Genomic DNA, 22,743 nt, shown 5'->3' on the forward strand with positions numbered 1-22,743 from the left:
TTGGGAAACGCATAAAATCATGCCCGTTCCCGAGTTTCATAATCTGTGTGAATCTGCGTAATCTGCGGATATTCATTGGGCTGCCAGCCGCTCTCCTTACGCTGCTGATCATCATCCAGGCCGCGTTCTTTTGGCATGTTCTTCTCCAAAAGGATCACCTGGAAAAAGCAGACGTGATCGTTGCCTTTCAGGGGGCCGATGGCCGGGCCAGTGAGGCTTATCACTTGATCGATCGTGGCCGCGCGCCGACGCTGATCATATCACCGGCCACTCCATCGCAGCTTAAAGCCTACGACCGGCTTTATCAACCAACCAAAAAATTCGAATCGATCATTGAACAGCAAGCCCGAACCACTTTTGAAAATGCCCTCTACACCGCACACATTATTAAAAGGTACGGCTTCAAATCCGTGATACTGATAACATCCTGGAACCACACGCCACGATCATATTTTTTGCTCAACATGCTGCTCCTGGGATCAGATATCGATGTCAAAATCAAAAGTGTTGCCACCGGTCGTCTGGACCAGGGCAATTGGTTCCGCCATGCCATCGGATGGAAAATGATTTACAACGAAATGTTGGAGACCTGGGGTAGCCTGGTGGAATGGATCAAATACCTGAACCGAGGTGATCTTTCTGATATCCAACCCGGGAAATCAGGTTTCTTCAGTGGATTGAAAGACTTTTTGCTCTTCGATATCGATTGGCAAAAATTGTGACTCATTGGAGCGTTAGAAAGGTCACCGTTCGTCAATCATAGAAAAAAGATCTGTGATGGTTAAAACGCATAATTTCATCCCCGTTATTATTTCCCCTGTCCTTGGCAACCCGATTCCAACTGAATAGAACTAATTAAGCAGACAAATTTCACATGGATTCAAACAAGTTGGGAAATAATACGATGAATAAAAAGAAATATGTTTACTGGCAAGATGAGAATATGTGGCTTGGATATCTGTCCGAATTTCCAGATTATATGACCCAAGGCGACTCTTTGGATGAACTGAAAGAAAACTTAAAAGACATCTATTATGAATTAAGCTCAGGCATTATCCCCTGTGTTCGTAGGGTTGATGAGCTGGAAGTTGCATGAAAAGGAAAGATCTGATTAAGAGTTTAGAAAAAGAGATGGTTGTGTTTTGCTCCGGCATGGCGGTAAACACGATTGGTACCACAACCCGACTACGAAAATATCACAACCAGTTCCACGCCACAAAGAAATTAACGAATACCTCGCCAAACACATTCTAAAAATGATGAAAAAATAGACTGTTTTTTTGGTCTTCCCGCTGTTGCGAACTAAACCAATCAAACCAACAGAACCAATAAACCACCTACCTGGGCATTGCCTGCCTGACCATTCTTGTCCCACGGATCACGGATCACCGATCACCGTTCGTTTAAACCGGATTGGGAAACGCATTAAATCATGCCCGTCCCCGAGTTTCCTGACTTTTTATTTCAGTGAACTGGCAACTGTTTCCCGCGTTTCACGCCTCTCCCGCGTGTCTCGCAGATTTCCTTTTCAATCCGCGCGCATCCGCGAAGATCCGCGTCCCAATTTCTGACAACTGACCTCTGATCTCAGACATCTGGCATCTGAAACCTGACCTCAGGTCTCGCGTCTCAGCACTCAGTACTGACTTTTGACTTCTGTCAACTGTTTCCCGCGTTTCACGCCTCTCCCGCGTGTCTCGCAGATTTCCTTTTTCAATCCGCGCGCATCCGCGAAGATCCGCGTCCCAATTTCTGACAACTGTTTCTCGTGTTTCGCGCCTTTCCCGCGTGTCTCGCAGTCACCCAAATCTGTTAATCTGCGAAAATCTGCGCAAACTTGTCCGGGCGTAGCTTCCTGCGAAGACTGATCTGCGGATCATGCTGGATAACCGTAACGATCAGATCAAAAGTTCGCCGAAGGAAGAGAATACCTCGCCATCATTTTTGTCAAAATCAACAGGAGAGGTGCGTATTTTGAACCAAGTTATTTTTATCCAACTGTTTTTACAATGTTTATTTTTTTGTTGACATAAGGAATATAGAATGTCCCCGAGTTTCGCTATGTCCGTCCCCGAGTTTCGCCCTTGACGAAATGCCCTGTAAATTATAGATTAAACAATACTTTTAAGAATGGCAGGTGCAGCATGCAATCAGTTGAGGAACTTGAAAACCAAGTATCACAATTATCGCCTAAAAACTTATCAAAATTCCGCGCTTGGTTCGAGAATTTCGATTCTGAAAATTGGGACCGGCAATTTGAAACAGACGCTAAAACAGGCGCTCTTGATGCTGCTGTAAAAGATGCCCTTGCTGAGTATGATGCAGGAACAACTACCGAATTATGAAACATCATTTCAGCTCTTCTTTTTGGGCGTGTTATGAGAGTCTTCCCCCAACTATTCGTACAATTGCAGACAAAAACTTCCAGCTTATAAAAGAAAATCTTCACCATCCATCCTTGCATATGAAAAAGGTTGGGAAATATTTTTCTGTCCGGATCGGAATGAAATATAGAGCACTGGCAGTAGAAGTAGATGATGGCCTTTTATGGTTTTGGATCGGTACCCACTCAGAATATGATCGCCTGATAGAAAAATAGTTACTCATATTCTTCTCAAAAACTAATTCCGTCCTCGAATTCTGGAAACCGCCAACCGATAACAGTAAACTGGCTATTAGCCCTCTGTCATCTGTTCACCGTCTCGCAGTTCCCCAAATCCGTACACTGTGAACCGTAAATCGTAAACTGTAAACTGTATCAAACTTTTTTACGTTTCCAACAGCTCAACAGCTTACCAGCTGAATAAATTGCCCCGTTAATCTGCGAAAATCTGCGCAAACTTGTCCGGGCGTAGCTTTCTGCGAAGACTGATCTGCGGATCATGCTGGATAACCGTAACGATCAGATCATAAGTTCGCCGAAGGAAGAGAATACCTCGCCACCATTTTTGCAAAAATCAACAGGAGAGGTGCGTAATTTGAATCAATCCGTTCGTATCCAATTGTTTTTACATGGTTTATTTTTTTTCTTGACATAAGGATTACAGAATGTCCCGCAAATTCCCCGAGTTTGCCCCAAAAAATCCCATTATTTCCCCAAAACTTGACACGTTGCAAAATTTGCTGGATATTTATGGCAATCAGGCAAAGAAACCAATATTGAGGGAATTGCATGCAATCCTATGAAATAAAAATGAAGGTTCCCCGGGAGTTACCTATAATCCTTCACAAGCGTCCCGAAGAGGTAGAAGGGGATATAAGAAGGCAAGCTGCAATCCGATACTATAAACAGCAAATCCTTTCTTTAGGCAAGGCTGCTGATCTTGCTGGAATTACGCGTATCGAATTTATAGATTTGCTTAAATTCTGTGGAGAACCAATCTTCGATTTTTCTGCAGAAGAGCTAAAGGAAATTAATCAGGACACGGAGCGTTTGGGAACGATATTGGAATAATAAAAAAAGCCTCGCCGATTCTCAAAGAGATGGTTGAAAAAGGTCGATGGTATTCGGATGATGTCGTTGCTCGGTTTTTAAAGAGCGTCGGTGAATAATTCCATCTGACCTTGAACAAACAAGACCGCAAAAGTGATAAACGCCTGTTAGATATTTAGGACCGTTTCTTCCTGTCGTTATAGTAAACAACAACGAAACATCGTCGCCGAAAAATCCATATCCATCAAAACGCCATAATACGCTATATATTTGGGATTTCAGCCAACGTTTCTCAATCCGCGTGCATCCGAGAAGATCCGCGTCCCAATTTCTGGCAACTGTTTCCCGCGTTTCGCGCCTTTCCCGCGTGTCTCGCATTTCCCCCAAAGCCGAAAACTGGCAACCGTGAACCATCAACTGCATCAAACATCTTTACGCTCTCAACGTTCTAAACGAGCTTAACGGATATGTATAATTAGTCAACAACGTCCTCGAAAAATCCAATAAACTGCCATCTTGACATTGTCCTACAACGTAAATACAATGTCGTTATGAAAGAACTACGTTTCGAATGGGACCCAATTAAATCAAAAGCTAATCGGGAAAAACACGGTGTCTCATTTGAGGAGGCTGCCACCGTCTTTTATGACGAATGGGCGATTGAGTTCTATGATGACGACAATTCGGAATGGGAGGATCGCTTCCTCTTATTAGGCATCAGTGCCAAGCTGCGCTTGCTTATGATCTGTCACTGTTACAGAGCCGATGAGTCTGTCATCAGGATCATCTCCGCCCGCAAAGCCACCAGGAAAGAAGCTAAGCATTACCGGAGGTGAAAAATGAAAAATGAGTATGATCTTTCTAAGATGAAGTCGAGGCGAAATCCGTACGCAAAACAATTAAAAAAGCAGGTTACTCTGAGAATTCGACCAGATATTATAGAATATTTTAAAGACATGGCTAATGAAACCGGAATACCCTACCAAAGTCTAATCAATCTTTATTTACAAGATTGTGTTAACAACCAGCGAAAGTTGGATATTCAGTGGTCTCCTCAATGATGCGTGCAGAACCAGACCAAAACTAGAATGTCCCCTAAAAATCCTTTTTGCAAAATACCAATAAATATTATATATAGGTACTAAATGTTTTGTAGGGGAGACGGTACTATGCAAAAAAATACCAGCGTTACGCTTGGCAAGCATTATGAGGCATTTATTTCCCGACAGATTGAACTCGGACATTTTGCATCCGCCAGCGAAACGATTCGGGCCGGGCTGAGGCTCCTTGAGGAAAAAGATATCAAAATAGAAGCGTTGCGACGGGCACTGGAGGATGGCGAACAGAGTGGTTTTGTTGCCTACTCTCTGGCAAATCTAACAGAATCTCTCGATAAGGAAGGTGTTGGATAGTGCCCTTATTTCGCCTCACTGCCAAAGCCGTTGATGACATGAAGTCCATCGGCCGCTTCACTGAACGGAAATGGGGGCGAGAGCAGCGAAATAGATATTTGGCCATGCTTGATTCCAGCTTTAATACAATTGCGTATCAACCTGAAATCGGAACTGCTTGTGGTTATATCAAAAAAGGTTACAGGAAATATCACGTTGGCAGGCATCTTATTTTTTACCGCCAAGAGAACCAGGACATTGAGATTATTCGCATCCTACATGACAGCATGGATATAGAAACTCATTTTTAATAACATCGCTATCAGCCATCGGCCTATAATGCGATTTTTAGCCCTGAAAATCGTAAAATAGACCCCCAATAGACCACCTTTTTCAGCCTTTTTAATTTATTTGCAGTTGGTTGGCCTGGCCCGTCCCAGACCACACGCCCTGGCAATTTTTACAGCCCTGCTGCTTCCATTGGGGTTAGGAATCTTCAGCTATGGCTTGAATATGGCACGCCAAGACGGAAGCCTGATCCATTATTGAAAAAGGACAAGGATCTTTCTGATCTCTGATCTCTGACCACTGATCTCTGATATCTGTTCACCGTCCTCGAGTTTTCCAGGTTTTTTTGCCATTGAAACCTTGATTAGGGGTTGCTATAGTAGAGCATCCGATTTGAAAAAAGGTCCCTTATAACTAACTTTTATTTGAAATATATTTGGGTTTTTCAGATAACAGAAGATGAAAAATATAAAATATGTAGTTTATAAAGATGGCGATTATTATGTATCTCAATGCCTGAATGTTGATGTGTCCAGTTTCGGCGACACAATTGATGAGGCAATTGAAGCGTTGAAAGAAGCCATAACATTATATTTTGAAGATGAGAGCAGCAGTGAATACCACGAGATCGGTGTAACCCTATTGGGGGATGATGTAATTCATGCATAGGTTGCTGTCATCCAAAGAAATTATCAAAGTTTTAATGGACAATGGGTTTTCTTTGGTATCCCAGAAAGGTAGCCATAAAAAATATAGGAAAGAGGACAGAATCGTAATCGTTCCAGATCCTAAAAAAGAAATTCCACGAGGTACATTTTCATCAATATTGCGTCAATCTGGTTTGGATAAAAAAATATTTTTTATCAATGATTGATTTGCCTCATATATCGCAATTATCAGACAGAAAAATCGCACCAGAGCCTGCTTGTGCGTCTCGTATTTAAAATTTAACTTCGCTGGCTTCCATGGAAGCGGCTCTGTGCCATGGTTCCCCACCAAATGAACTAAACAAGACCAGCAGTTTATGAAACGCATAAAATCATCCCTATCCCTGAGTTCCCCAGCATATAGGTTAATTGCGTTTTTGCTGTCCACGGATCACAAGTTCACCGGCTTCTGACCGCTGACCTCCGACCGCTGATCCCAGTCAGTTGTTGTCTACGCATCACTCATAACGCATCACCGATCACGGCTTTAAGCCCTCTGACCTCAGATCTCGCGTCTCAGCACTCTGCTTGTATGGTCTCAGTACTGGTTTTTATCATCTGTTCACCGCCAACCGTCAACTGTTTCCCGCGTTTCGCGCCTTTCCCGCGTGTCTCGCAGTTCCTCCAAATCCGTAAACTGTTAACCGTAAACCATAAACTGCATCAAACCTCCTTAATTCGAACAAAACACTCCAAACGCTCCAAACAGCTTTTAGAATGTCCCCATGATCCCCCAGAAAATCCGTGGCTTGCAATGAGGAGCTGAATTATTGGGGATGATTCTCATCCTGGAGCCGCTTGAAGATTAGTTTGTAAATTTCCGCTTTCTCCCTTTTGCCGATGCCGATGATTTCGACAATTTCCAGGCGTTCCTGAGAAAGACGGTAAACAATGCGGTATTTTTTTCGCACGGCATAAAGCTTAAAAAAACCGGTCAGGTCCATCCCCATTTTGTTGCCCAGCGGTTTGCCAAGGAACGGGTTGCTCGAAAGCGCATCAATTTTTTTAGCGATTTCCTTCTGGATGGAACCGTCCAAGGCGGCAAAATCGCCCGCCGCGTCGGGGTGGAATTCAATTTTAAATGCCATGTTTCGCCTTAATCGTATCCCAGGATACATTCCGGGAAGGATCATGGTCCTTCAAGCGCTTTTCAATCATATCGGCGATTTCAAAATGATCCAACACTTCATCAGCGTCCCTAAGCAATTCATATTCGGCTGGTGAAATCACAACGGCTGCAAGGGTATTATTCCGCATAACGAAAAGCGGCTCCTCCCTATCGGTAACCTCTCTAAGTTTCGCGGTCAGCTCTTTTTGCAGACGAGCAACTGAAATAATCCGTTCGGTATCGATTTGCATGATGACCTCCATGTATTTTAATATGTATTTTAATAATTACTTTTTAGCTGTCAAGAAAATTCTGGAAGGGTTAAAAATCAAATGAAACAGGCCGCGACTTGCACTAATTTTCACGAATTTGTATAGCTCGCCATATTCGTGCCCATTCGTGTTGACAACTGATCTTTCTTTGTTCACCGAAAACTGGCAACTGTTTCCCGCGTTTCGCGCCTTTCCCGCGTGTCTCGCATTTCCCCCAATTCCGTCAACTGGTAACCGTGAACCGTTAAGCGAACGCTTTGACTTTGATTTCGTCTGCTCTCTGCAGCGCCTGCCATAAATCATATTGAGCTTGCTGGGTAAGCCAACTCTCGGGGCTGCCACCGAATGCCTTGGAGAGTCGAATGGCCATTTCTGGAGAGATTCCGAATCGGCCGTTCAGCAGCGCAGACAACGTCTTTCTCGATACACCTAATCCTTTGGCGGTTTCAGTGACGGTGAGACCTAACGGTTCCATACATAATTCCCGGATTACTTCCCCCGGGTGGGGTGGATTATGCATAACCATATTATTACCTCTTCAGTACTAAACTGTGCGATTCAAATTATAGGAGGCAATGATGCCCTATCGTATTCCCTTGCCTGCAAATTTTCATGCATACCAAAATTTGAATCGCCCAGCTTAGGTCAGTGATAGTCGATATAGTCAACATCAACCGCATGATTTTCTTCAAAACGAAAGATGACGCGCCAATTACCTGAGACCGATACTGACCAGAAATCTTTGTAATTCCCCTTTAATGGATGCAGACTCAAACCCGGCAGATTCATATCTTGTGGGTTATTGCTGGCATCGAGCCTGGCCAGGATCAATCGGAGCCGTTTGACATGTTCCGGAAGAATACCCTGCTGACTCCCTGTTTCGTATAGTTTTTTAAGACCCTTATGTTTAAAGTTGCGTATCATATGGCCATATCACTGATACTCAATCAATCCGTTTGAAGAAAGCGATATTCAAACGTACTGTAACCTGATTATGGGCAGGTGTCAATTCCGATTGAAATCGGATTGGGAAACGCATTAAATCATGCCCGTCCCCGCAGGTTCCCGTCCCCGCAGGTTCCCGAATGCCCATCCCCGAGTTTTCGTCCAGAACTCCTGTGAGTGATGGCAAAAGGCAGTTTGGTCCAACCCACCGAAGGTGCATTTGAACTGCGGGAGAGGCAATCGGCCTATAATGCGATTTTTAGCCCTGAAAATCGTAAAATAGACCCCCAATAGACCACTTTTTTCAGCCTTTTTAGTTTATTTGCAGTTGGTTGGCCTGGCCCGTCCCCAGACCAAGCCAGTCCCCAGACCAAGCCCAGACCACAATACGGCCCGTCCCCAGACCACAATACATAAAATCATGCCTGTCCCCGAATTTCCCAGGTTTTTTACCATTGAAACCTTGATTAGGGGTTGCTATAGTAGGTCATCTAAATGACCCAATATGGCGGGGGATAGCATGGAAACGATAAGTGTTGCGGATACAAAAGCCCATCTATCAGAATTGTTGGATCGTGTTGAAAAGGGTGAAGAAATAGTTGTTACCCGTCGCGGGAGGCCTGTGGCAAGATTGTCACCTATTAAATCCCGCAAGAAACCTTTTCCGTCGCTGGTGGACTTCCGTAGTGAAATACCACCGCTTAAAACGGCTGGCTCAGAAGTTCTCCGGATGATCCGCGAAGATGAGCGCTAATGTTTTACTTTGATACTAGTATTCTGTTGCCATTATTATTACCGGAGGAAACTAGCGCTAAAATTGATCTTCTTTTCCATCAACTGCCTGCCGATGCAGACTTGGTAATCAGTCAATGGACGAGAGTAGAGTTCGCCAGTGTTCTTTCGCGGTTGGTTCGAATGGGTGAGTTGGAAAAGGAGGTTGCTTTGCGATGCAGTGACAAGTTCAGTACGCTGCTTTCTGAAAACCTCCACGTTCGGTTGCCAAGTGTGGCCGATTTTAATCTTTGCTGGAAATACCTGACCAGGTATGACAATAGCCTGCGAGCAGGTGACGCGCTTCATTTAGCCATTGCAGCCAATCTGGCTGTAGAAAAGATTTACACGCTGGATAAGGGCATGCTGAAAGCTGGGAGGCAGTTGGGGCTTCCTATCGAAACGGGAATCATGATGTAGCAATGAAACGGATCACAGTTCCATCGACAACGATTTCCCAACTTTCCCGCGTGTCTCGCAGTCCCCTAAAGCCGTCAACTGCATCAACCTTTTTTACGCTCCCAACGTTCTAAACGAACTTAGCGGATATTTATAGTTTGTCAACAAAGCCCCAAAAAATCCCATTATTTCCCCAAAACTTGACACGTTGCAAAATTTGCTGGATATTTATGGCAATCAGGCAAAGAAACCAATATTGAGGGAATTGCATGCAATCCTATGAAATAAAAATGAAGGTTCCCCGGGAGTTACCTATAATCCTTCACAAGCGTCCCGAAGAGGTAGAAGGGGATATAAGAGATACTATAAGCAGCAAATCCTTTCTTTAGGCAAGGCTGCTGATCTTGCTGGAATTACGCGTATCGAATTTATAGATTTGCTTAAAGTCTGTGGAGAACCAATCTTCGATTTTTCTGCAGAAGAGCTAAAGGAAATTAATCAGGACACGGAGCGTTTAGGAAAGATATTGGAATAATAAAAAAAGCCTCGCCGATTCTCAAAGAGATGGTTGAAAAAGGTCGATTGTATTCGGATGATGTCGTTGCTCGGTTTTTAAAGAGCGTCGGTGAATAATCCCATCTGATCTTGAGCAAACAAAACCGCAAAAGGGATGAACGCCTGTTAGATATTTAGGACCGTTTCTTCCTGTCGTTATAGTAAACAACAACGAAACATCGTCGCCGAAAAATCCATATCCATCAAAACGCCATAATACGCTATATATTTGGGATTTCAGCCAACGTCTCTCAATCCGCGCGCATCCGCGAAGATCCGTGTCCCAATTTCTGACAACTGACTTCTGATCTCAGACCTCTGGTCTCTCTCAGTCGTTTGCGCATCACTCATAACGCATCACCGATCACAAACTTCTGACTTTTTATTTCAGTGAACTGTCAACTGTTTCCCGCGTTTCACGCCTTTCCCGCGTGTCTCGCAGATTTCCTTTTTCAATCCGCGTGCATCCGCGAAGATCCGCGTCCCAATTTCTGACAACTGATATCTGTTCACCGCCAACTGGCAACCGTGAACCCTAAACCGGATCAAACTTATTGCGTTAATTAGAGACGTTCCGCAGTTCCCTATTCTCCATACATATCAGTAATAATCTTTCGCAACTGAGCGGCTTTACCATCGGACAATTGATCAATTTTCTTTTTTAACCTTTTTTTGCTGATTGTGCGAATTTGGTCAACGGCGATTTCAGCATCTTTTTTGGCACATTTAATTTGAATCCGGCTTCTCCAAAGCGGGTGCAAGCTTGAGGTAAGCGGGCATACCACTACCGTTTCCAAATACTTATTCATTTCATCCTGGCTGATGATAACAACGGGGCGAACCTTCTTTATTTCGCTTCCAATGGTTGGATTAAGGTCTGCGAAATATATCTCGTACCGTTTAATATTCAAAATCATCATCCTCCAGTCCGTCGAGAACGGTTGACTCAAAATCGTCCCAACTTTCTTTTTCATCGGCCATGGCTTTGTAAGTTTCTTCCCATGACAGCTTGTTTTCTTCTTTTTTCCGAAGGAGCAGACCGCTTTCCGTTTCTTCAATTAAAAGTGAATTTTTCAGGCCGTATTTCTGTAGGAGGGCTTTGGGGATACGCACCCCCTTTGAGTTGCCGATAGGGACCAGCTTTGCATCTCTGATTCTTACATGGTTTTCCATGGAATGGCTCCTGGCATTTAATTGTGATTTTTGTGATCACTGTAATTACAATTGGCCGGTGTGTCAAGCGAATCAGGAAAAATCGATTAGGAGAGCAAAAACGCATAAAATCATGCCCGTCCCCAAGTTTCTTTATTGATTTAATGTCTCTATCGACAGAGGTATCTAAAATAGTTGGCGGATTAAGATCATCGGTGCAAAAACGTCGAGATGCTAATAAATGAAGTGGCACAATGCTGTTCATCCTCAGCACTCAGGTCTCGCGTCTCAGCACTCAGTACTGACTTTTGACTTCTGTCAACTGTTTCCCGCGTTTCACGCCTTTCCCGCGTGTCTCGCAGATTTCCTTTTACAATCCACGTGCATCGGCGAAGATCCGCGTCCCAATTTCTGACAACTGATCACTGTTCACCGATTACCGTTCGTTGAAATCGGATTGGGAAACGCATAAAATCATGCCCGTTCCCGAGTTTCATAATCTGTGTGAATCTGCGGATATTCATTGGGCTACCAGCCGCTCTCCTTACGCTGCTGATCATCATCCAGGCCGCGTTCTTTTGGCATGTTCTTCTCCAAAAGGATCACCTGGAAAAAGCAGACGTGATCGTTGCCTTTCAGGGGGCGGATGGCCGGGCCAGTGAGACTTATCACTTGATCGATCGTGGCCGCGCGCCAACGCTGATCATATCACCGGCCACTCCATCGCAGCTTAAAGCCTACGACCGGCTTTATTACCCAACAAAAAAATTCGAATCGATCATTGAACAGCAAGCCCGAACCACTTTTGAAAATGCCCTCTACACCGCACGCATTATTAAAAGGTACGGCTTCAAATCCGTGATACTGATAACATCCTAGAACCACACGCCACGATCATATTTTTTGCTCAACATGCTGCTCCTGGGATCAGATATCGATGTCAAAATCAAAAGTGTTGCCACCGGTCGTCTGGACCAGGGCAATTGGTTCCGCCATGCCATCGGATGGAAAATGATTTACAACGAAATGTTGGAGACCTGGGGTAGCCTGGTGGAATGGATCAAATACCTGAACCGAGGTGATCTTTCTGATATCCAACCCGGGAAATCAGGTTTCTTCAGTGGATTGAAAGACTTTTTGCTCTTCGATATCGATTGGCAGAAATTGTAACTCATTGGAGTGTTAAAAAGGTCACCGTTCGTCAATCATCGAAAAAAGATCTGTGATGGATAAAACGCATAATTTCATCCCCGTCCCGCAAATTCCGCAAAAACAAGGCATCCTATCAAATACCATCCGTATTCGATCTTGCTGCTGCCTATGCCGCTGGCATCATTTTGAACCACCCTTTCGTAGATGGCAATAAACGCACAGGATTCCTTGCCGCATATGTATTTCTAATCATCAATGGATGGACGCTAACTGCATCTGAAGCAGAAGCCGTCGATGCAGTATTGGCTTTGGCCGTGAAAGATATAGGCGAAACCGCTTTTTCGAAATGGTTAAAGGATAGGGCGGTAAGGGGCCCCGCCGATGAAGCCTGACCGCTGATTAACACCTAAATTGGGCGATTGTCGAGAAAACGATATTGTTTTTTCTCTAAACCCTTTTCAATTAGGCATTCAGCTTGGTCTGATCCCAGTTTTCCGCCAGTTTTATCCACACTATTGTATTAAATCGAAAGCGATGCTATTTTTGTTACATCAATCATTAAATAAGGTCTCAAAGTGCCAGGAAAACGATAACGTAAGCGAAGCGTCAGCAAGGAGTTGACCGATGGGAAATAAACCTTTCTTTATCAGAGCCGAATGGGACGAAAAGGCACGGGTGTGGGTGGCCACCAGTGATGATGTCCCAGGGCTTGTGGCCGAAGACGACTCTTTGGAAAATCTGATTCTACGGTTGAAGGTCATGATCCCCGAACTCCTTTCCGCAAACGGTTATAACATCGAAGATGAAATGCCGTTTGAACTACTCACCCGGCGTTTTGAAATTGCTCGCCCGGCTGCATAATGACTGTTTTTCAGAAAGCACTGAAAGATCATTTGCAAAAGGTTGGATGCAAATTCGAACGCCAGGGAAAAGGCGATCACGAAATTTGGTACAGTCCGATCACAAAAATTCGTTTCGTCGTCGATGGCAAAATTAAGTCCAGGCACACCGCCAACGCTGTACTGAAGCAGGCTGGCATTCCAAAGAAATTTTAAGAAAATTTGATCTGATAGATGCCTCTCAAGCCGCCCCTAACGAGTTCAATCAATTAGACCAATCAAACGAGGAGAACCAATAAGACCGCTCTTATACGCTCCTATTGTTCACAACGAACTAAACGATCGCAACGTGCATAGCAGTTGGAATAATTTGTAAACAAAGTCCCCGAATCTTCCTTGACTGCGCAGTAGTGTTAAGCTTTTTTTTCCTTACGCCTTACGCCTTACGCCTTACGCCTTACGCCTTACGCCTTACGCCTTACGCCTTACGCCTTACGCCTTACGCCTTACGCCTTACACATAGAAAAAACCGGATTAGGAAACGCATAAAATCATGACCGTCCCTGAGTTTCCCCTTTTTAATAACATCGCTATCAGCAATCGGCCTATAATGCGATTTTTATCCCTGAAAATCGCAAAATAGACCCCAAATAGACCACCTTTTTCCAGTAACTTTTTAGTTTATTTTCAGTTGGTTGGCCTGGCCCGTCCCAGAAGCCGAAAAGAATCAAAAAAATCAGGCTTTTCTCTTACACCGACAACCAAAAGCTTGACAAACTCCTTACATACTTATAGTAAGGAATAGATAAAGTAAGGAAAGGGAGAGGCCGAATCATGCTTACGAAAATAACATCAAAAAATCAAATAACGATTCCCAAAAAAATAATGGATCAGCTACCCGAGGTACGTCATTTTGATGTCGAGCTTAAGGATGGCACCGTAATCCTTAAACCATTGCGACTTTATGATACGAATTTAGAACAAATCCGTACAAAAATCGCCAAACTTGGAATCAAGCAAAATGCTGTGGCTGAAGCGATCAAATGGGCAAGAGAAAAGTAATTCGTGTTGTTTTAGATACCAATGTCGTTATTTCGGCCCTATTATTCGGAGGGCCAAATGGAAAACTTCTTTTTGAATGGAAAAAATGCACGATTCAACCTCTATTATGCCAGCCCATCATTGATGAATATTTGCGGGTCCTGGCTTATCCAAAATTTGGATTGACCAGGCAGGAAATTGACTTTTTACTTTTCCAGGAAATCTTACCCTTTTTCGAAGTCGTGCAAATACAATCCGAAAAATTGCCGGTAATAATCAAAGAAGATCCTTCTGATGACATGTTCTTGCATTGCGCACGGGCGGGCAATGCTGCATTTGTGATTTCAGGTGATCGGCATTTATTATCGTTAAAGTCATACGAGAATATAACGATCATACCGCCTGAAGCCTTTTTATCAACAGTTCTTTAGTCCTAAAGCCGGAAACTACCAACCGATAACCATAAACTGGCAACTGTTTCCCGTGTCTCGCATTTCCCTCAATTCCGTCAACCGATAACCGTAAACTGCTTTAAACTTCTTTGTGTTCCTGACAATTTTATTTAGTTAATTAAGGACGTTATATATTAAAATCATTACAGAATACACCGCCACAAGTAGTATAAAAATAGAATCTTTTTCGCGTAGAAAAAGAGAAAACCTCCTGATAGATAATGAGAAAAAATTGGGCTTATAGGATTACAGGAGGTTAAAGAAATGGACGACATTGCCCGCTTTGAATTGTTTTGTAAACTCCGTAGCCAGATTCGGGGCTCGGACAACCACCTGATCGTCGGAATCGATATTGCCAAGGACAAGCACCATGCTTTTTTCGGCACCCCCAAAGGCCAGTCACTGTGGCGGCGCCTGATTTTTACCAACGATCTGACAGGGTTTAACCGGCTCATCGAACAGGCGGATACACTCATGACCCAGCACAACCTGAAATCGGCCGTGTTCGGCATGGAACCGACCAGCAACTACCACAAACCGCTGATCCACTGGCTTACCGAGCAAGGTCATTTGGTTGTCCTTGTGGGTGGCAAGGCGGTGAAGGACAACCGGGAACTGCTCGATGGGCGCTGGGACAAAAACGATACCAAGGACAGCGCTAATGTGGCTGATCTGATCAGTCAGGGCAAGTGCCTGTTCTATGAAAATCCAGAGGCCGACATGTTGGCCCTGCGCAACCTTTTGTCAGTCCGCCGGCAGCTGAAAAAAGAAGATCATCGCCTACGAATGCGCATCCGCAACGGTCTGCTGGCCAAATACTTCCCTGAAATGGATCGCCACTGGGGATCGTGCATAACTGAAAACCTGGCCATCGTCCGGTGGTATCTGGACCCGCGTCAGATTGCCGCAACCGAGTTCGACGTTTTTGTCCGCCATGTCACGACCACCGACCGGGGCGCACGTCAGGCGAGTCGTTTGAGAAAAATCTACAATGCGGCTGAACATACCATCGGGCTTCCCGTGGATGACGCAGCCCGATATGAAGCGACAATGCTGGTGGAGCGTTTCAAGTCTGTCGAGGAACAACTTGCCAGTGTCATGGATCAGGTAAAGTCCGTATGTAATCGTTTGCCCGCATACAAGCTGTTACTGACCATTCCCGGGTTCGGTGTTTATATTGCGCCCCTGGTACTATCTGCCTTGGCCAATCCAATGCGGTTTAAAAGTCGCAAGCAGGTGATCCGGCTGGCCGGTCTGGATCTCAACGCCAGCCGCAGCGGCAAAAAAAGTAAGGAGAAGGTTCCGGTGATTTCCAAAAGAGGCGATTCTGAGCTGCGCTACGGGCTGTATCAGGCTGCGTTAATCGCCTCCTATCACAATGATGCCTTCCGCCGTATCTACAACCGCATGCTGGAAGGCCGCCAAGGGGAGCGAGGAATCAAGACAAAGGCCCGCGTAAAGATCGCAGCCAAAATGCTGGTGATTGCCTGGACCATGCTGAAAAATAACGAACCGTTCAATCCAAACTATCTGCTGGCAGAGCCCGTTCATCCCCGTTGAAACATTGATTTCGGGAGGGACAATCCTGGGCCTGCCAGCTCCATCTAAGAAGTAATACATCTCGATGAAGTGAGGATGAGATTGAACAGCTGACACAAGCACCGCTTTAACATTTTCGGCGAGAGAGCCCGTCCATAGACGTAGAGGCGAAAGAACCTCGTGAGGGACAATCAGTGGGCCTCTCTTCCGAACTTGAGAATCTGGATAAGGAATGATTGGCGGATCCGCAGGTTCGGGTCATGCCGGATAAACGTAACGATCAGATCAAAAGTTCGCCGAAGGAAGAGAATACCTCGCCAACCCTTTTATAAAATCAACAAGAGAGGTGCGTATTTTAAACCAGTCCGCTTATAAACAATTGTTTTTACAGTATTAATTTTTTTATTGACATAAGGAATATAGAATGTCCCCCAATTTCCCTTTTTAATAACATCGCTATCAGCCATCGGCCTATAATGCGATTTTTAGCCCTGAAAATCGTAAAATAGACCCCAAATAGACCATCTTTTTCAGCCTTTTTAGTTTATTTGCAGTTGGTTGGCCTGGCCCGTCCCCAGACCAATTCGGTTGGCCTGGCCCGTCCCCAGACCAATTTTCAATGGCGTGCCCGAACAACTACCCCCTTTCAATACAAATCAATTTCAACGACTGTTTGGATTAGTTTGAAATGAGAATCCAGTGAATAAACAACGCTTTGATGGTGCCTGGCATTTTGAGCGATAATCAGATCCGGAATGCCGATGCCGTTGAAACCTTGCTTCAAACATTGATATTGCCATTCAATCAGCTGATTCCAACGAATGGTCAATGGGAAGTTTTCGATGGCGTAGAGTAGTTCTACAATTCTACGCTGATTCCGCAATTGAAGATAAGGGACAAGTTCGACAAGGATCAGGTTATTGGTAGCGACAAGGTTTTCATCGATCAGATTGTCAAGGCGTTCGCTGCTGGCGCCTGATCTGAAATAATCAATCCAGACCGAAGAATCGACCAGGACTGTCATGAGCGGTCTCTCAATCTGTCCAGATCAATTTCCAGATCTGTCACTTTGCCCTTGAACTGTTTTAATTCAGCGATCTTTGTTTTACGTACCAATTCCTCCAATGCGGTAATGATGACCTTGGTTTTCGTTCGGATGTGGGTCGCTTTCATCGCTTCAGCCACTAAATCGTCGGGTAAATCAAGGGTGGTTCTCATTGTCGGCCTCCTTTTATATGCATAAAAATAAAAACTTATGCATAAAAAGTCAAATGCAATTTTCAGCAGTTAGCGTAACTTGTCCGTGTGTATCGCAAATCATTAACAATTGGTCGATTGAAAGCATTTGCGCAGAAATGTAGAGATGTCAATAAATGAAGTGGAAAAATGCTGTTCATTCTCAGCACTGAGGTTTCGCGTCTCAGCACTCAGTACTGGTTTTTATCCTCTGACTTCTGATCTAAGATCTCTGACCCCTGGTCTCTGTAACTCGCGTCTCATCACTCATCACCCATTACAGGATAACGGCTCTTCACGCTTTTCCCGCGCGTCCCGCAGCTTCCCTTTTGCAATCAGCGCGTATCCGCGAAGATCCGCGTCCCAATTTCTGACAACTGACCTCTGATCTCAGACATCTGGCATCTGAAACCTGACCTCAGGTCTCGCGTCTAAGCACTCAGTACTGACTTTTGACTTCTGTCAACTGTTTCCCGCGTTTCGCGCCTTTCCCGCGTGTCTCGCGGATTTCCTTTTTCAATCCGCGCGCATCCGCGAAGATCCGCGTCCCAATTTCTGACAACTGACCTCTGATCTCAGACATCTGGCATCTGAAACCTGACCTCAGGTCTCGCGTCTCAGCACTCAGTACTGACTTTTAACTTCTGTCAACTGTTTCCCGCGTTTCACGCCTTTCCCGCGTGTCTCGCAGATTTCCTTTTTCAATCCGCGCGCATCCGCGAAGATCCGCGTCCCAATTTCTGACAACTGATATCTACTTTCCTTGACAAGCTGGACAAGAATGCTTTTTCGCGCCTTACGCCTTACGCCTTACGCCTTACGCCTTACGCCTTACGCCTTAAGCCCTGGTTGAAACCGGAATGGGAAACGCATAAAATCATGCCCGTCCCTGAGTTTCCCCGGTAGTAAAAAATAACCCTTTCTACCGATTGATTTACTTTTTACTTCTCTGCTACAAGATGTTCGCATTGTGGATTTGGCAAGTGAATCGATTCGTCTTTTTTAGAGGCGTGTAACCGAGGAAGCGGAGCTATATCTTTTCGTCATAAAATTTTTTAAAATTGCTTACATTATGATGCCGGCAATCTGTAAAATGATGTGATACTTCTTGGGGAAAGAAATACTAAAGAAAAGGTGCTTATGAAACGAACCCAGATTCAACTCCATGACGCACAGTTGAAATGGCTGAAAACAGAGGCACTGGAACAGGGCATTTCAATGTCCCAATTGCTCCGTGATATCGTCGATAGTTTCAGGATGCAGGCTGAACGAGATCAGCAGGTGGATTCCAACAAGGCGTTCGCCTTGGAGGCCGTGGGACGCTTTTCATCAACACGTACCAATGCATCCTGAAAAAATCTTTATCGATACAACCGCTTTTTGCGCACTGATTGACAGTGCCGACCAATATCACCAGTGCGCCAAGATGCTTTGGCCTTCGCTGCTGGAGAAAAATGTCGCGCTTCTCACCAGTAGTTATGTGGTTGCGGAAACCATGAACCGCATACAGGATCTGTTGGGGTACGAGGCCGCGGATCTCTGGTACAAGGCAGTGCTTGGTGTTGTGGATGTCAAGTGGGCGGATGAATGGCTGCATTCATTGGGATATGAATTGTGGATGAGTCTGGGCCGTTTAGGGTTCAGTTTCGTGGACTGCGTCAGCCAGATTCTGATGAATCGCCATCAGGTTAAAAAGGCATTTTGCTTTAAGCCTAATTTCGCTGATCAGGGCATCACCGTGGTACCATAATCTGTGTGAATCTGCGTAAACTTGTCCGGGCGTAGCTTTCTGCGAAGACTGATCTGTGGATATTCATTCTGGAATCACATGCCACGCTCATATCTTCTACTCAACATGCTGCTTCGGGGATCTATGATCGATGTAAGAATCAATAGTGTTGCGACCAGCCGTATAGACCAAAACAATTGGTATCACCATGCCATCGGTTGGAAAATGATTTACAACGAAATGTTGGAGACCTGGGGTAGCCTGGTGGAATGGATCAAATACCTGAACCGAGGTGATCTTTCAGATATCCAACCCGGTAAATCAGGTTTCTTCAGTGGATTGAAAGACTTTTTGCTCTTCGATATCGATTGGCAGAAATTGCAGATCATTGGAGTGTTAGAAAGGTCACCGTTCGTCAATCATCGAAAAAAGATCTGTGATGGATAAAACGCATAATTTCATCCCCGTCCAGCAAATTCCCACTGGTCTCTGTCACTCGCGTCTCATCACTCATCACCCATTACAGGATAACGGCTCTTCACGCCTTTCCCGCGTGTCTCGCATTTCCCCCAATTACGTCAACCGATAACCGTAAACTGCTTTAAACTTCTTTGTGTTCCTGACAATTTTAATATAGTTAATTAAGGATGTCCCCATTATTACCCCAGGTCTCGCGTCTCAGAACTTTGCTTTTATGATCTCAGCACTCAGTACTATTTTTTATGGCACTCATGTCTCGCGTCTCAAGTCTCAGTACTGCTTTTTTACGTTCTAAACGCTCCCAACGAACTTAACGGATATGTATAATTTGTAAACAACGTCCCCTAAAATTCCCGCACTTTCCCCAAGCCTATTGACATGCTATAGGTTGTAAATTATTATGGTCATAATAATTTCAGACTGAGGTGGATTATGGACGACATCCAACAAATAATGTCGGTTACCAAGGCAAAGCGCGAGCTTCTTGACGTCATTAAAACAATGCAAGAGGAAGACTCAACCATTACGCTCACTCGAAATGGTGCACCGGTCGGAGTCATGATGACGCCTAACCGATATGAGGCGCTCATAGAAACAATTGAAATTCTGGTAGATAAGGATATTTTAGCTTCGCTTGGGGCTTCAGCCAGGGATTTTAAAAGCGGCCGGGTCTTTGAAGATAGCGCTGTTTGGGATGATTGATGATTATTTACCGATTGCTCTATTCAGAAACATGCCGCAATCAAATTAAAAAACTGCATCCTACCCTAAAACCCGTCATTCGTTCAAGAATAGACAAATTAAAGAATGAACCGTTTTCAGGAAAACCATTGGAACGGGAATTATCGGGTTACCGGTCCTTCCGGGCCAAACGATTCAGAATAATCTACAAAGTTAAGGAACTTGATCAGGTTGTCGAGATTCATTATGTTGGACATCGGAAAGATGTCTACGAACTTTTTGCTGAGAAAGCAGGTCGTTCATTCTTTGAGGACCTTTAAGCTTAATGCCGTCAGCTTACGAACTAATCAACGTAACTGCTGATAGGGTGGGACAAAAACGCATAAAATCATGCCCGTCCCTGAGTTTCCCCTGAGTTTCCCTGTCACGACCACCGACCGGGGCGCACGTCAGGCGAGTCGTTTGAGAAAAATCTACAATGCTGCTGAACATTCCATCGGTCTTCCCGTGGACGACGCTGCCCGGTATGAAGCGACAATGCTGGTGGAGCGCTTCAAGTCTGTCGAGGAACAACTTGCCGGTGTCATGGATCAGGTAAAGTCCGTATGTCCCCAAAAATTCCTCACCACTAAGAGTAGGTACTTTGAATAATATTCTTAATGATCTGTCTGTGCAATTAGAATTGGATAAAGCAAAGCTTATCGAGATCCTCTTCTGACAAAAAATCGGTCAATAGTGGACGTTCCCGAATTCCGAATTTTGCAATCCGCGTGCATCCGCGAAGATCCGCGTCCCAATTTCTGACAACCGTTCTAAACGAGCTTAACGGACATGTATAATTAGTCAACAACGTCCTCGAGAATCCCAAATGACCGTTGACTTTGTACACCTATTGTACTAACGTTTATTTGAAATAAGATTCATAGGGGGCACCATGTCGTCAACACAACCAACTAAAAAAAGATCTGTTAAATCATCACGGATTGGGCTCAGAACCACACCGGAACAGGAAGCAATTTTTCGTCGAGCAGCAGAGGCATGCCACAAGTCGTTGACCGAATTCATCATAGACAGTGCTTATCGTGCCGCTGAACAGGCTTTGCTGGACCAGCGATTGTTCGTCGTTCCCAACAACCGGTATCAATCCTTTTTGGAATTGCTGGATCAACCTGCTTCAGAAAATCAAGGATTACGAGATTTGTTTTCTAAAGTTGCCCCTTGGGAATGAACATGCAATTGAGTTCCCCGGAAGCACTAAATAAGGGACATCTCCTCAAGTCCTTTACCTGCGGCAGCCCTAGTTTGGATGATTGGCTGATTCGCTATGCACGACAAGCGCATACATCAGGGTCCGCCAGAACTTTCGTCGTGACAGAAGCAGAAAACGTTGTTGGCTATTACAGTTTGACAGTCGGCCAAATAGAACCGATCGAAGCACCTCCACGAATTCAGAAAGGAATGGGCAGGCACCCAATTCCCGTAATCATTCTTGCTCGACTTGCCGTATCAAAAGACCACCAGGGGCTGGGGATTGGCCGTGGGCTTCTTCAAGATGCTATCCGTAGAGCGCTGGTGATAGCGGAACAAGCCGGTATTCGTGCGCTGCTGACACATCCGATTGACGAAAATGCCACCAACTTTTACCGTCGCTTTGGATTTGTCTCATCACCATTAAGAGAACAGCAATTTCTGCTTTTATTAAAAGATGCGAGACGTCTATTGACCGATTCACCTTGAATGGAATGGGCTTCTGATATCTGTTCCCCGTCTCGCAGGTTTCATTTTTCAATCCGCGTGCATCCGCGAAGATCCGCGTCCCAATTTCTGACAATTGATCTCAGATCTCTGGCCGCTGACTTCTGATATCTGTTCACTGTCCCCGACAGTTCTATATTCTATGACCAACTTTTTATTGAGCGAAACGCTCTCAACGAACTTAGCGTATATGTACAATTAGTCAACAACGTCCTCGAAAAATCCAATAAACTGCCATCTTGACATTGTCCTACAACGTAAATACAATGTCGTTATGAAAGAACTACGTTTCGAATGGGACCCAATTAAATCAAAAGCTAATCGGGAAAAACACGGTATCTCATTTGAGGAGGCGGCCACCGTCTTTTATGACGAATGGGCGATTGAGTTCTATGATGACGATAATTCGGAATGGTAGGATCGCTTCCTCTTATTAGGCATCAGTGCCAAGCTGCGCTTGCTTATGATCTGTCACTGTTACAGAGCTGATGAGTCTGTCATCAGGATCATCTCCGCCCGCAAAGCAACCAGGAAAGAAGCTAAGCATTACCGGAGGTGAAAAATGAAAAATGAGTATGATCTTTCTAAAATGAAGTCGAGGCGAAATCCGTATGCAAAACAATTAAAAAAGCAGGTTACTCTGAGAATTCGACCAGATATTATAGAATATTTTAAAGACATGGCTAATGAAACCGGAATACCCTACCAAAGTCTAATAAATCTTTATTTACAAGATTGTGTTAACAACCAGCGAAAGTTGGATATTCAGTGGTCTCCTCAATGATGCGGGCAGAACCAGACACTAAACGCATATGGCA

39 protein-coding genes and 3 pseudogenes are annotated in these 22,743 nt (G+C 44.6%); 34 read left to right on the plus strand and 8 right to left on the minus strand.

Features of this window, described 5'->3' with window-relative positions; translation table 11 throughout:
- Positions 1 to 173 precede the first annotated feature (173 nt).
- The 13 genes and pseudogenes from Dvar_RS15360 to Dvar_RS15420 all read left to right on the plus strand — a co-directional run bounded on the left by Dvar_RS15360 (position 174) and on the right by Dvar_RS15420 (position 5,986).
- Positions 174 to 722 (plus strand): YdcF family protein, encoded by a 549-nt coding sequence (locus Dvar_RS15360; protein ID WP_419662575.1) that lies wholly within the window; start codon positions 174 to 176, stop codon positions 720 to 722.
- A 182-nt stretch (positions 723 to 904) separates the two neighbouring features.
- Positions 905 to 1,096: a type II toxin-antitoxin system HicB family antitoxin gene (locus tag Dvar_RS15365; protein WP_419662576.1), complete on the plus strand. Its 192-nt coding sequence runs from the start codon at positions 905 to 907 to the stop codon at positions 1,094 to 1,096.
- A 40-nt stretch (positions 1,097 to 1,136) separates the two neighbouring features.
- Positions 1,137 to 1,271 (plus strand): annotated as a pseudogene (locus Dvar_RS15370) (type II toxin-antitoxin system HicA family toxin); the annotation flags it as partial.
- Positions 1,272 to 2,144: 873 nt separating this feature from the next.
- The gene (locus Dvar_RS15375; RefSeq protein WP_419662577.1) at positions 2,145 to 2,345 is read left to right on the plus strand and encodes a hypothetical protein; all 201 of its coding nucleotides are present in this window, start codon (positions 2,145 to 2,147) and stop codon (positions 2,343 to 2,345) included.
- Positions 2,342 to 2,599: a hypothetical protein gene (locus tag Dvar_RS15380; protein ID WP_419662578.1), complete on the plus strand. Its 258-nt coding sequence runs from the start codon at positions 2,342 to 2,344 to the stop codon at positions 2,597 to 2,599. The genes Dvar_RS15375 and Dvar_RS15380 overlap by 4 nt, the downstream gene beginning before the upstream one ends.
- Before the next feature lie 573 nt (positions 2,600 to 3,172).
- Positions 3,173 to 3,454: a UPF0175 family protein gene (locus Dvar_RS15385; protein ID WP_419662579.1), complete on the plus strand. Its 282-nt coding sequence runs from the start codon at positions 3,173 to 3,175 to the stop codon at positions 3,452 to 3,454.
- A 29-nt stretch (positions 3,455 to 3,483) separates the two neighbouring features.
- Positions 3,484 to 3,552 carry a hypothetical protein gene (locus tag Dvar_RS15390; protein ID WP_419664116.1) on the plus strand — a complete coding sequence of 23 codons (69 nt, stop codon included), beginning with the start codon at positions 3,484 to 3,486 and terminating at the stop codon, positions 3,550 to 3,552.
- Positions 3,553 to 3,984: 432 nt separating this feature from the next.
- Positions 3,985 to 4,269, plus strand: a complete 285-nt coding sequence (locus Dvar_RS15395) for a BrnT family toxin (protein ID WP_419662580.1) — start codon at positions 3,985 to 3,987, stop codon at positions 4,267 to 4,269.
- A gap of 3 nt (positions 4,270 to 4,272) precedes the next feature.
- On the plus strand, positions 4,273 to 4,494 hold the full coding sequence (locus Dvar_RS15400; RefSeq protein WP_419662581.1) for a CopG family antitoxin: 222 nt from the start codon (positions 4,273 to 4,275) through the stop codon (positions 4,492 to 4,494).
- A gap of 108 nt (positions 4,495 to 4,602) precedes the next feature.
- Positions 4,603 to 4,845 (plus strand): type II toxin-antitoxin system ParD family antitoxin, encoded by a 243-nt coding sequence (locus Dvar_RS15405; protein WP_419662582.1) that lies wholly within the window; start codon positions 4,603 to 4,605, stop codon positions 4,843 to 4,845.
- Positions 4,845 to 5,135: a type II toxin-antitoxin system RelE/ParE family toxin gene (locus Dvar_RS15410; protein ID WP_419662583.1), complete on the plus strand. Its 291-nt coding sequence runs from the start codon at positions 4,845 to 4,847 to the stop codon at positions 5,133 to 5,135. Before Dvar_RS15405 ends, Dvar_RS15410 begins: the two co-directional genes overlap by 1 nt.
- Positions 5,136 to 5,571: 436 nt before the next feature.
- Entirely contained in the window at positions 5,572 to 5,781 is a 210-nt protein-coding gene (locus Dvar_RS15415; protein WP_419662584.1) for a type II toxin-antitoxin system HicB family antitoxin, read from the plus strand.
- Positions 5,774 to 5,986 carry a type II toxin-antitoxin system HicA family toxin gene (locus tag Dvar_RS15420; protein ID WP_419662585.1) on the plus strand — a complete coding sequence of 71 codons (213 nt, stop codon included), beginning with the start codon at positions 5,774 to 5,776 and terminating at the stop codon, positions 5,984 to 5,986. Before Dvar_RS15415 ends, Dvar_RS15420 begins: the two co-directional genes overlap by 8 nt.
- Positions 5,987 to 6,586: 600 nt before the next feature.
- Here the strand turns inward: Dvar_RS15420 and Dvar_RS15425 are convergent.
- The 4 genes from Dvar_RS15425 to Dvar_RS15440 all read right to left on the minus strand — a co-directional run bounded on the left by Dvar_RS15425 (position 6,587) and on the right by Dvar_RS15440 (position 8,123).
- Positions 6,587 to 6,907, minus strand: coding sequence for a type II toxin-antitoxin system RelE family toxin (locus tag Dvar_RS15425; RefSeq protein WP_419662586.1), 321 nt, complete (start codon positions 6,905 to 6,907; stop codon positions 6,587 to 6,589).
- The gene (locus Dvar_RS15430) at positions 6,897 to 7,178 is read right to left on the minus strand and encodes a type II toxin-antitoxin system Phd/YefM family antitoxin (RefSeq protein WP_419662587.1); all 282 of its coding nucleotides are present in this window, start codon (positions 7,176 to 7,178) and stop codon (positions 6,897 to 6,899) included. Before Dvar_RS15430 ends, Dvar_RS15425 begins: the two co-directional genes overlap by 11 nt.
- A gap of 265 nt (positions 7,179 to 7,443) precedes the next feature.
- Entirely contained in the window at positions 7,444 to 7,725 is a 282-nt protein-coding gene (locus Dvar_RS15435) for a HigA family addiction module antitoxin (RefSeq protein ID WP_419662588.1), read from the minus strand.
- A 119-nt stretch (positions 7,726 to 7,844) separates the two neighbouring features.
- Complete coding sequence (locus tag Dvar_RS15440; RefSeq protein WP_419662589.1) at positions 7,845 to 8,123, minus strand: type II toxin-antitoxin system RelE/ParE family toxin; 279 nt, start codon at positions 8,121 to 8,123, stop codon at positions 7,845 to 7,847.
- Between the two features lie 541 nt (positions 8,124 to 8,664).
- On the opposite strand from Dvar_RS15440, the gene Dvar_RS15445 reads away from it, so the two are divergent.
- From Dvar_RS15445 to Dvar_RS15455, 3 genes and pseudogenes are all read left to right on the plus strand, one after another.
- The gene (locus tag Dvar_RS15445) at positions 8,665 to 8,898 is read left to right on the plus strand and encodes a type II toxin-antitoxin system Phd/YefM family antitoxin (RefSeq protein ID WP_419662590.1); all 234 of its coding nucleotides are present in this window, start codon (positions 8,665 to 8,667) and stop codon (positions 8,896 to 8,898) included.
- A complete protein-coding gene (locus Dvar_RS15450; protein WP_419662591.1) occupies positions 8,898 to 9,335 on the plus strand; it encodes a type II toxin-antitoxin system VapC family toxin in 438 nt (145 codons plus the stop codon). The genes Dvar_RS15445 and Dvar_RS15450 overlap by 1 nt, the downstream gene beginning before the upstream one ends.
- A 352-nt stretch (positions 9,336 to 9,687) precedes the next feature.
- A pseudogene (locus Dvar_RS15455) lies at positions 9,688 to 9,849 on the plus strand (UPF0175 family protein); the annotation flags it as partial.
- A 604-nt stretch (positions 9,850 to 10,453) separates the two neighbouring features.
- On the opposite strand, the gene Dvar_RS15460 reads toward Dvar_RS15455, so the two are convergent.
- Together Dvar_RS15460 and Dvar_RS15465 are read right to left on the minus strand one after the other, a co-directional pair.
- Positions 10,454 to 10,786, minus strand: coding sequence for a type II toxin-antitoxin system PemK/MazF family toxin (locus Dvar_RS15460; protein WP_419664117.1), 333 nt, complete (start codon positions 10,784 to 10,786; stop codon positions 10,454 to 10,456).
- Positions 10,770 to 11,042 (minus strand): AbrB/MazE/SpoVT family DNA-binding domain-containing protein, encoded by a 273-nt coding sequence (locus Dvar_RS15465; protein WP_419662592.1) that lies wholly within the window; start codon positions 11,040 to 11,042, stop codon positions 10,770 to 10,772. Before Dvar_RS15465 ends, Dvar_RS15460 begins: the two co-directional genes overlap by 17 nt.
- Positions 11,043 to 11,525: 483 nt before the next feature.
- Here Dvar_RS15465 and Dvar_RS15470 point away from each other — a divergent pair, with 483 nt between their 5' ends.
- From Dvar_RS15470 to Dvar_RS15505, 8 genes are all read left to right on the plus strand, one after another.
- Positions 11,526 to 11,900, plus strand: a complete 375-nt coding sequence (locus tag Dvar_RS15470; RefSeq protein ID WP_419662593.1) for a YdcF family protein — start codon at positions 11,526 to 11,528, stop codon at positions 11,898 to 11,900.
- A gap of 24 nt (positions 11,901 to 11,924) precedes the next feature.
- Positions 11,925 to 12,191, plus strand: a complete 267-nt coding sequence (locus Dvar_RS15475) for a hypothetical protein (RefSeq protein WP_419662594.1) — start codon at positions 11,925 to 11,927, stop codon at positions 12,189 to 12,191.
- Positions 12,192 to 12,262: 71 nt separating this feature from the next.
- A complete protein-coding gene (locus Dvar_RS15480) occupies positions 12,263 to 12,565 on the plus strand; it encodes a type II toxin-antitoxin system death-on-curing family toxin (RefSeq protein ID WP_419664118.1) in 303 nt (100 codons plus the stop codon).
- A 232-nt stretch (positions 12,566 to 12,797) separates the two neighbouring features.
- A complete protein-coding gene (locus Dvar_RS15485; RefSeq protein ID WP_419662595.1) occupies positions 12,798 to 13,034 on the plus strand; it encodes a DUF1902 domain-containing protein in 237 nt (78 codons plus the stop codon).
- Positions 13,034 to 13,228, plus strand: a complete 195-nt coding sequence (locus Dvar_RS15490) for a type II toxin-antitoxin system HicA family toxin (protein WP_419662596.1) — start codon at positions 13,034 to 13,036, stop codon at positions 13,226 to 13,228. Before Dvar_RS15485 ends, Dvar_RS15490 begins: the two co-directional genes overlap by 1 nt.
- Before the next feature lie 618 nt (positions 13,229 to 13,846).
- A complete protein-coding gene (locus Dvar_RS15495; RefSeq protein ID WP_419662597.1) occupies positions 13,847 to 14,074 on the plus strand; it encodes an AbrB/MazE/SpoVT family DNA-binding domain-containing protein in 228 nt (75 codons plus the stop codon).
- On the plus strand, positions 14,056 to 14,484 hold the full coding sequence (locus tag Dvar_RS15500) for a putative toxin-antitoxin system toxin component, PIN family (protein WP_419662598.1): 429 nt from the start codon (positions 14,056 to 14,058) through the stop codon (positions 14,482 to 14,484). The genes Dvar_RS15495 and Dvar_RS15500 overlap by 19 nt, the downstream gene beginning before the upstream one ends.
- Before the next feature lie 285 nt (positions 14,485 to 14,769).
- On the plus strand, positions 14,770 to 16,065 hold the full coding sequence (locus tag Dvar_RS15505; RefSeq protein ID WP_419657888.1) for an IS110 family transposase: 1,296 nt from the start codon (positions 14,770 to 14,772) through the stop codon (positions 16,063 to 16,065).
- Positions 16,066 to 16,690: 625 nt separating this feature from the next.
- Here Dvar_RS15505 and Dvar_RS15510 read toward each other — a convergent pair.
- A complete protein-coding gene (locus Dvar_RS15510; RefSeq protein ID WP_419662599.1) occupies positions 16,691 to 17,068 on the minus strand; it encodes a PIN domain-containing protein in 378 nt (125 codons plus the stop codon).
- Positions 17,065 to 17,262 carry a type II toxin-antitoxin system VapB family antitoxin gene (locus tag Dvar_RS15515; RefSeq protein WP_419662600.1) on the minus strand — a complete coding sequence of 66 codons (198 nt, stop codon included), beginning with the start codon at positions 17,260 to 17,262 and terminating at the stop codon, positions 17,065 to 17,067. Before Dvar_RS15515 ends, Dvar_RS15510 begins: the two co-directional genes overlap by 4 nt.
- A 1,158-nt stretch (positions 17,263 to 18,420) precedes the next feature.
- On the opposite strand from Dvar_RS15515, the gene Dvar_RS15520 reads away from it, so the two are divergent.
- The 10 genes and pseudogenes from Dvar_RS15520 (at position 18,421) to Dvar_RS15565 (ending at position 22,709) form a co-directional block, all read left to right on the plus strand.
- On the plus strand, positions 18,421 to 18,633 hold the full coding sequence (locus Dvar_RS15520) for a hypothetical protein (protein ID WP_419662601.1): 213 nt from the start codon (positions 18,421 to 18,423) through the stop codon (positions 18,631 to 18,633).
- Complete coding sequence (locus Dvar_RS15525) at positions 18,623 to 19,030, plus strand: type II toxin-antitoxin system VapC family toxin (RefSeq protein WP_419662602.1); 408 nt, start codon at positions 18,623 to 18,625, stop codon at positions 19,028 to 19,030. The genes Dvar_RS15520 and Dvar_RS15525 overlap by 11 nt, the downstream gene beginning before the upstream one ends.
- A 123-nt stretch (positions 19,031 to 19,153) precedes the next feature.
- Positions 19,154 to 19,456, plus strand: coding sequence for a hypothetical protein (locus tag Dvar_RS15530; RefSeq protein ID WP_419662603.1), 303 nt, complete (start codon positions 19,154 to 19,156; stop codon positions 19,454 to 19,456).
- Between the two features lie 465 nt (positions 19,457 to 19,921).
- A complete protein-coding gene (locus Dvar_RS15535; protein ID WP_419662604.1) occupies positions 19,922 to 20,191 on the plus strand; it encodes a type II toxin-antitoxin system Phd/YefM family antitoxin in 270 nt (89 codons plus the stop codon).
- Entirely contained in the window at positions 20,191 to 20,490 is a 300-nt protein-coding gene (locus Dvar_RS15540; protein WP_419662605.1) for a type II toxin-antitoxin system RelE family toxin, read from the plus strand. The genes Dvar_RS15535 and Dvar_RS15540 overlap by 1 nt, the downstream gene beginning before the upstream one ends.
- Positions 20,491 to 20,560: 70 nt before the next feature.
- Positions 20,561 to 20,821, plus strand: coding sequence for a hypothetical protein (locus Dvar_RS15545; RefSeq protein ID WP_419662606.1), 261 nt, complete (start codon positions 20,561 to 20,563; stop codon positions 20,819 to 20,821).
- Between the two features lie 283 nt (positions 20,822 to 21,104).
- Positions 21,105 to 21,398 (plus strand): DUF1778 domain-containing protein, encoded by a 294-nt coding sequence (locus Dvar_RS15550; RefSeq protein ID WP_419662607.1) that lies wholly within the window; start codon positions 21,105 to 21,107, stop codon positions 21,396 to 21,398.
- Positions 21,399 to 21,400: 2 nt separating this feature from the next.
- Positions 21,401 to 21,907, plus strand: coding sequence for a GNAT family N-acetyltransferase (locus Dvar_RS15555; RefSeq protein ID WP_419662608.1), 507 nt, complete (start codon positions 21,401 to 21,403; stop codon positions 21,905 to 21,907).
- Between the two features lie 292 nt (positions 21,908 to 22,199).
- Positions 22,200 to 22,484: pseudogene (locus Dvar_RS15560) on the plus strand (BrnT family toxin).
- A 3-nt stretch (positions 22,485 to 22,487) separates the two neighbouring features.
- Positions 22,488 to 22,709, plus strand: a complete 222-nt coding sequence (locus Dvar_RS15565) for a CopG family antitoxin (protein WP_419662581.1) — start codon at positions 22,488 to 22,490, stop codon at positions 22,707 to 22,709.
- Positions 22,710 to 22,743: the final 34 nt, after the last annotated feature.

This window comes from Desulfosarcina variabilis str. Montpellier (assembly GCF_048565275.1).
In the GTDB taxonomy this organism is placed as follows: domain Bacteria; phylum Desulfobacterota; class Desulfobacteria; order Desulfobacterales; family Desulfosarcinaceae; genus Desulfosarcina; species Desulfosarcina variabilis.

Excerpts from the sequence above, each read along its gene's own strand:
- Dvar_RS15365 (WP_419662576.1), top strand. The coding sequence starts at position 905 with ATGAATAAAAAGAAATATGTTTACTGGCAAGATGAGAATATGTGGCTT.
- Dvar_RS15375 (WP_419662577.1), top strand. The coding sequence starts at position 2,145 with ATGCAATCAGTTGAGGAACTTGAAAACCAAGTATCACAATTATCGCCT.
- Dvar_RS15380 (WP_419662578.1), top strand. The coding sequence starts at position 2,342 with ATGAAACATCATTTCAGCTCTTCTTTTTGGGCGTGTTATGAGAGTCTT.
- Dvar_RS15385 (WP_419662579.1), top strand. The coding sequence starts at position 3,173 with ATGCAATCCTATGAAATAAAAATGAAGGTTCCCCGGGAGTTACCTATA.
- Dvar_RS15395 (WP_419662580.1), top strand. The coding sequence starts at position 3,985 with ATGAAAGAACTACGTTTCGAATGGGACCCAATTAAATCAAAAGCTAAT.
- Dvar_RS15400 (WP_419662581.1), top strand. The coding sequence starts at position 4,273 with ATGAAAAATGAGTATGATCTTTCTAAGATGAAGTCGAGGCGAAATCCG.
- Dvar_RS15405 (WP_419662582.1), top strand. The coding sequence starts at position 4,603 with ATGCAAAAAAATACCAGCGTTACGCTTGGCAAGCATTATGAGGCATTT.
- Dvar_RS15415 (WP_419662584.1), top strand. The coding sequence starts at position 5,572 with ATGAAAAATATAAAATATGTAGTTTATAAAGATGGCGATTATTATGTA.
- Dvar_RS15420 (WP_419662585.1), top strand. The coding sequence starts at position 5,774 with ATGCATAGGTTGCTGTCATCCAAAGAAATTATCAAAGTTTTAATGGAC.
- Dvar_RS15425 (WP_419662586.1), bottom strand. The coding sequence starts at position 6,907 with ATGGCATTTAAAATTGAATTCCACCCCGACGCGGCGGGCGATTTTGCC.
- Dvar_RS15430 (WP_419662587.1), bottom strand. The coding sequence starts at position 7,178 with ATGCAAATCGATACCGAACGGATTATTTCAGTTGCTCGTCTGCAAAAA.
- Dvar_RS15435 (WP_419662588.1), bottom strand. The coding sequence starts at position 7,725 with ATGGTTATGCATAATCCACCCCACCCGGGGGAAGTAATCCGGGAATTA.
- Dvar_RS15440 (WP_419662589.1), bottom strand. The coding sequence starts at position 8,123 with ATGATACGCAACTTTAAACATAAGGGTCTTAAAAAACTATACGAAACA.
- Dvar_RS15445 (WP_419662590.1), top strand. The coding sequence starts at position 8,665 with ATGGAAACGATAAGTGTTGCGGATACAAAAGCCCATCTATCAGAATTG.
- Dvar_RS15450 (WP_419662591.1), top strand. The coding sequence starts at position 8,898 with ATGTTTTACTTTGATACTAGTATTCTGTTGCCATTATTATTACCGGAG.
- Dvar_RS15460 (WP_419664117.1), bottom strand. The coding sequence starts at position 10,786 with ATGATTTTGAATATTAAACGGTACGAGATATATTTCGCAGACCTTAAT.
- Dvar_RS15465 (WP_419662592.1), bottom strand. The coding sequence starts at position 11,042 with ATGGAAAACCATGTAAGAATCAGAGATGCAAAGCTGGTCCCTATCGGC.
- Dvar_RS15485 (WP_419662595.1), top strand. The coding sequence starts at position 12,798 with ATGGGAAATAAACCTTTCTTTATCAGAGCCGAATGGGACGAAAAGGCA.
- Dvar_RS15490 (WP_419662596.1), top strand. The coding sequence starts at position 13,034 with ATGACTGTTTTTCAGAAAGCACTGAAAGATCATTTGCAAAAGGTTGGA.
- Dvar_RS15495 (WP_419662597.1), top strand. The coding sequence starts at position 13,847 with ATGCTTACGAAAATAACATCAAAAAATCAAATAACGATTCCCAAAAAA.
- Dvar_RS15500 (WP_419662598.1), top strand. The coding sequence starts at position 14,056 with ATGGGCAAGAGAAAAGTAATTCGTGTTGTTTTAGATACCAATGTCGTT.
- Dvar_RS15505 (WP_419657888.1), top strand. The coding sequence starts at position 14,770 with ATGGACGACATTGCCCGCTTTGAATTGTTTTGTAAACTCCGTAGCCAG.
- Dvar_RS15510 (WP_419662599.1), bottom strand. The coding sequence starts at position 17,068 with ATGACAGTCCTGGTCGATTCTTCGGTCTGGATTGATTATTTCAGATCA.
- Dvar_RS15515 (WP_419662600.1), bottom strand. The coding sequence starts at position 17,262 with ATGAGAACCACCCTTGATTTACCCGACGATTTAGTGGCTGAAGCGATG.
- Dvar_RS15520 (WP_419662601.1), top strand. The coding sequence starts at position 18,421 with ATGAAACGAACCCAGATTCAACTCCATGACGCACAGTTGAAATGGCTG.
- Dvar_RS15525 (WP_419662602.1), top strand. The coding sequence starts at position 18,623 with ATGCATCCTGAAAAAATCTTTATCGATACAACCGCTTTTTGCGCACTG.
- Dvar_RS15530 (WP_419662603.1), top strand. The coding sequence starts at position 19,154 with ATGATCGATGTAAGAATCAATAGTGTTGCGACCAGCCGTATAGACCAA.
- Dvar_RS15535 (WP_419662604.1), top strand. The coding sequence starts at position 19,922 with ATGGACGACATCCAACAAATAATGTCGGTTACCAAGGCAAAGCGCGAG.
- Dvar_RS15540 (WP_419662605.1), top strand. The coding sequence starts at position 20,191 with ATGATTATTTACCGATTGCTCTATTCAGAAACATGCCGCAATCAAATT.
- Dvar_RS15545 (WP_419662606.1), top strand. The coding sequence starts at position 20,561 with ATGCCCGTCCCTGAGTTTCCCCTGAGTTTCCCTGTCACGACCACCGAC.
- Dvar_RS15550 (WP_419662607.1), top strand. The coding sequence starts at position 21,105 with ATGTCGTCAACACAACCAACTAAAAAAAGATCTGTTAAATCATCACGG.
- Dvar_RS15555 (WP_419662608.1), top strand. The coding sequence starts at position 21,401 with ATGCAATTGAGTTCCCCGGAAGCACTAAATAAGGGACATCTCCTCAAG.
- Dvar_RS15565 (WP_419662581.1), top strand. The coding sequence starts at position 22,488 with ATGAAAAATGAGTATGATCTTTCTAAAATGAAGTCGAGGCGAAATCCG.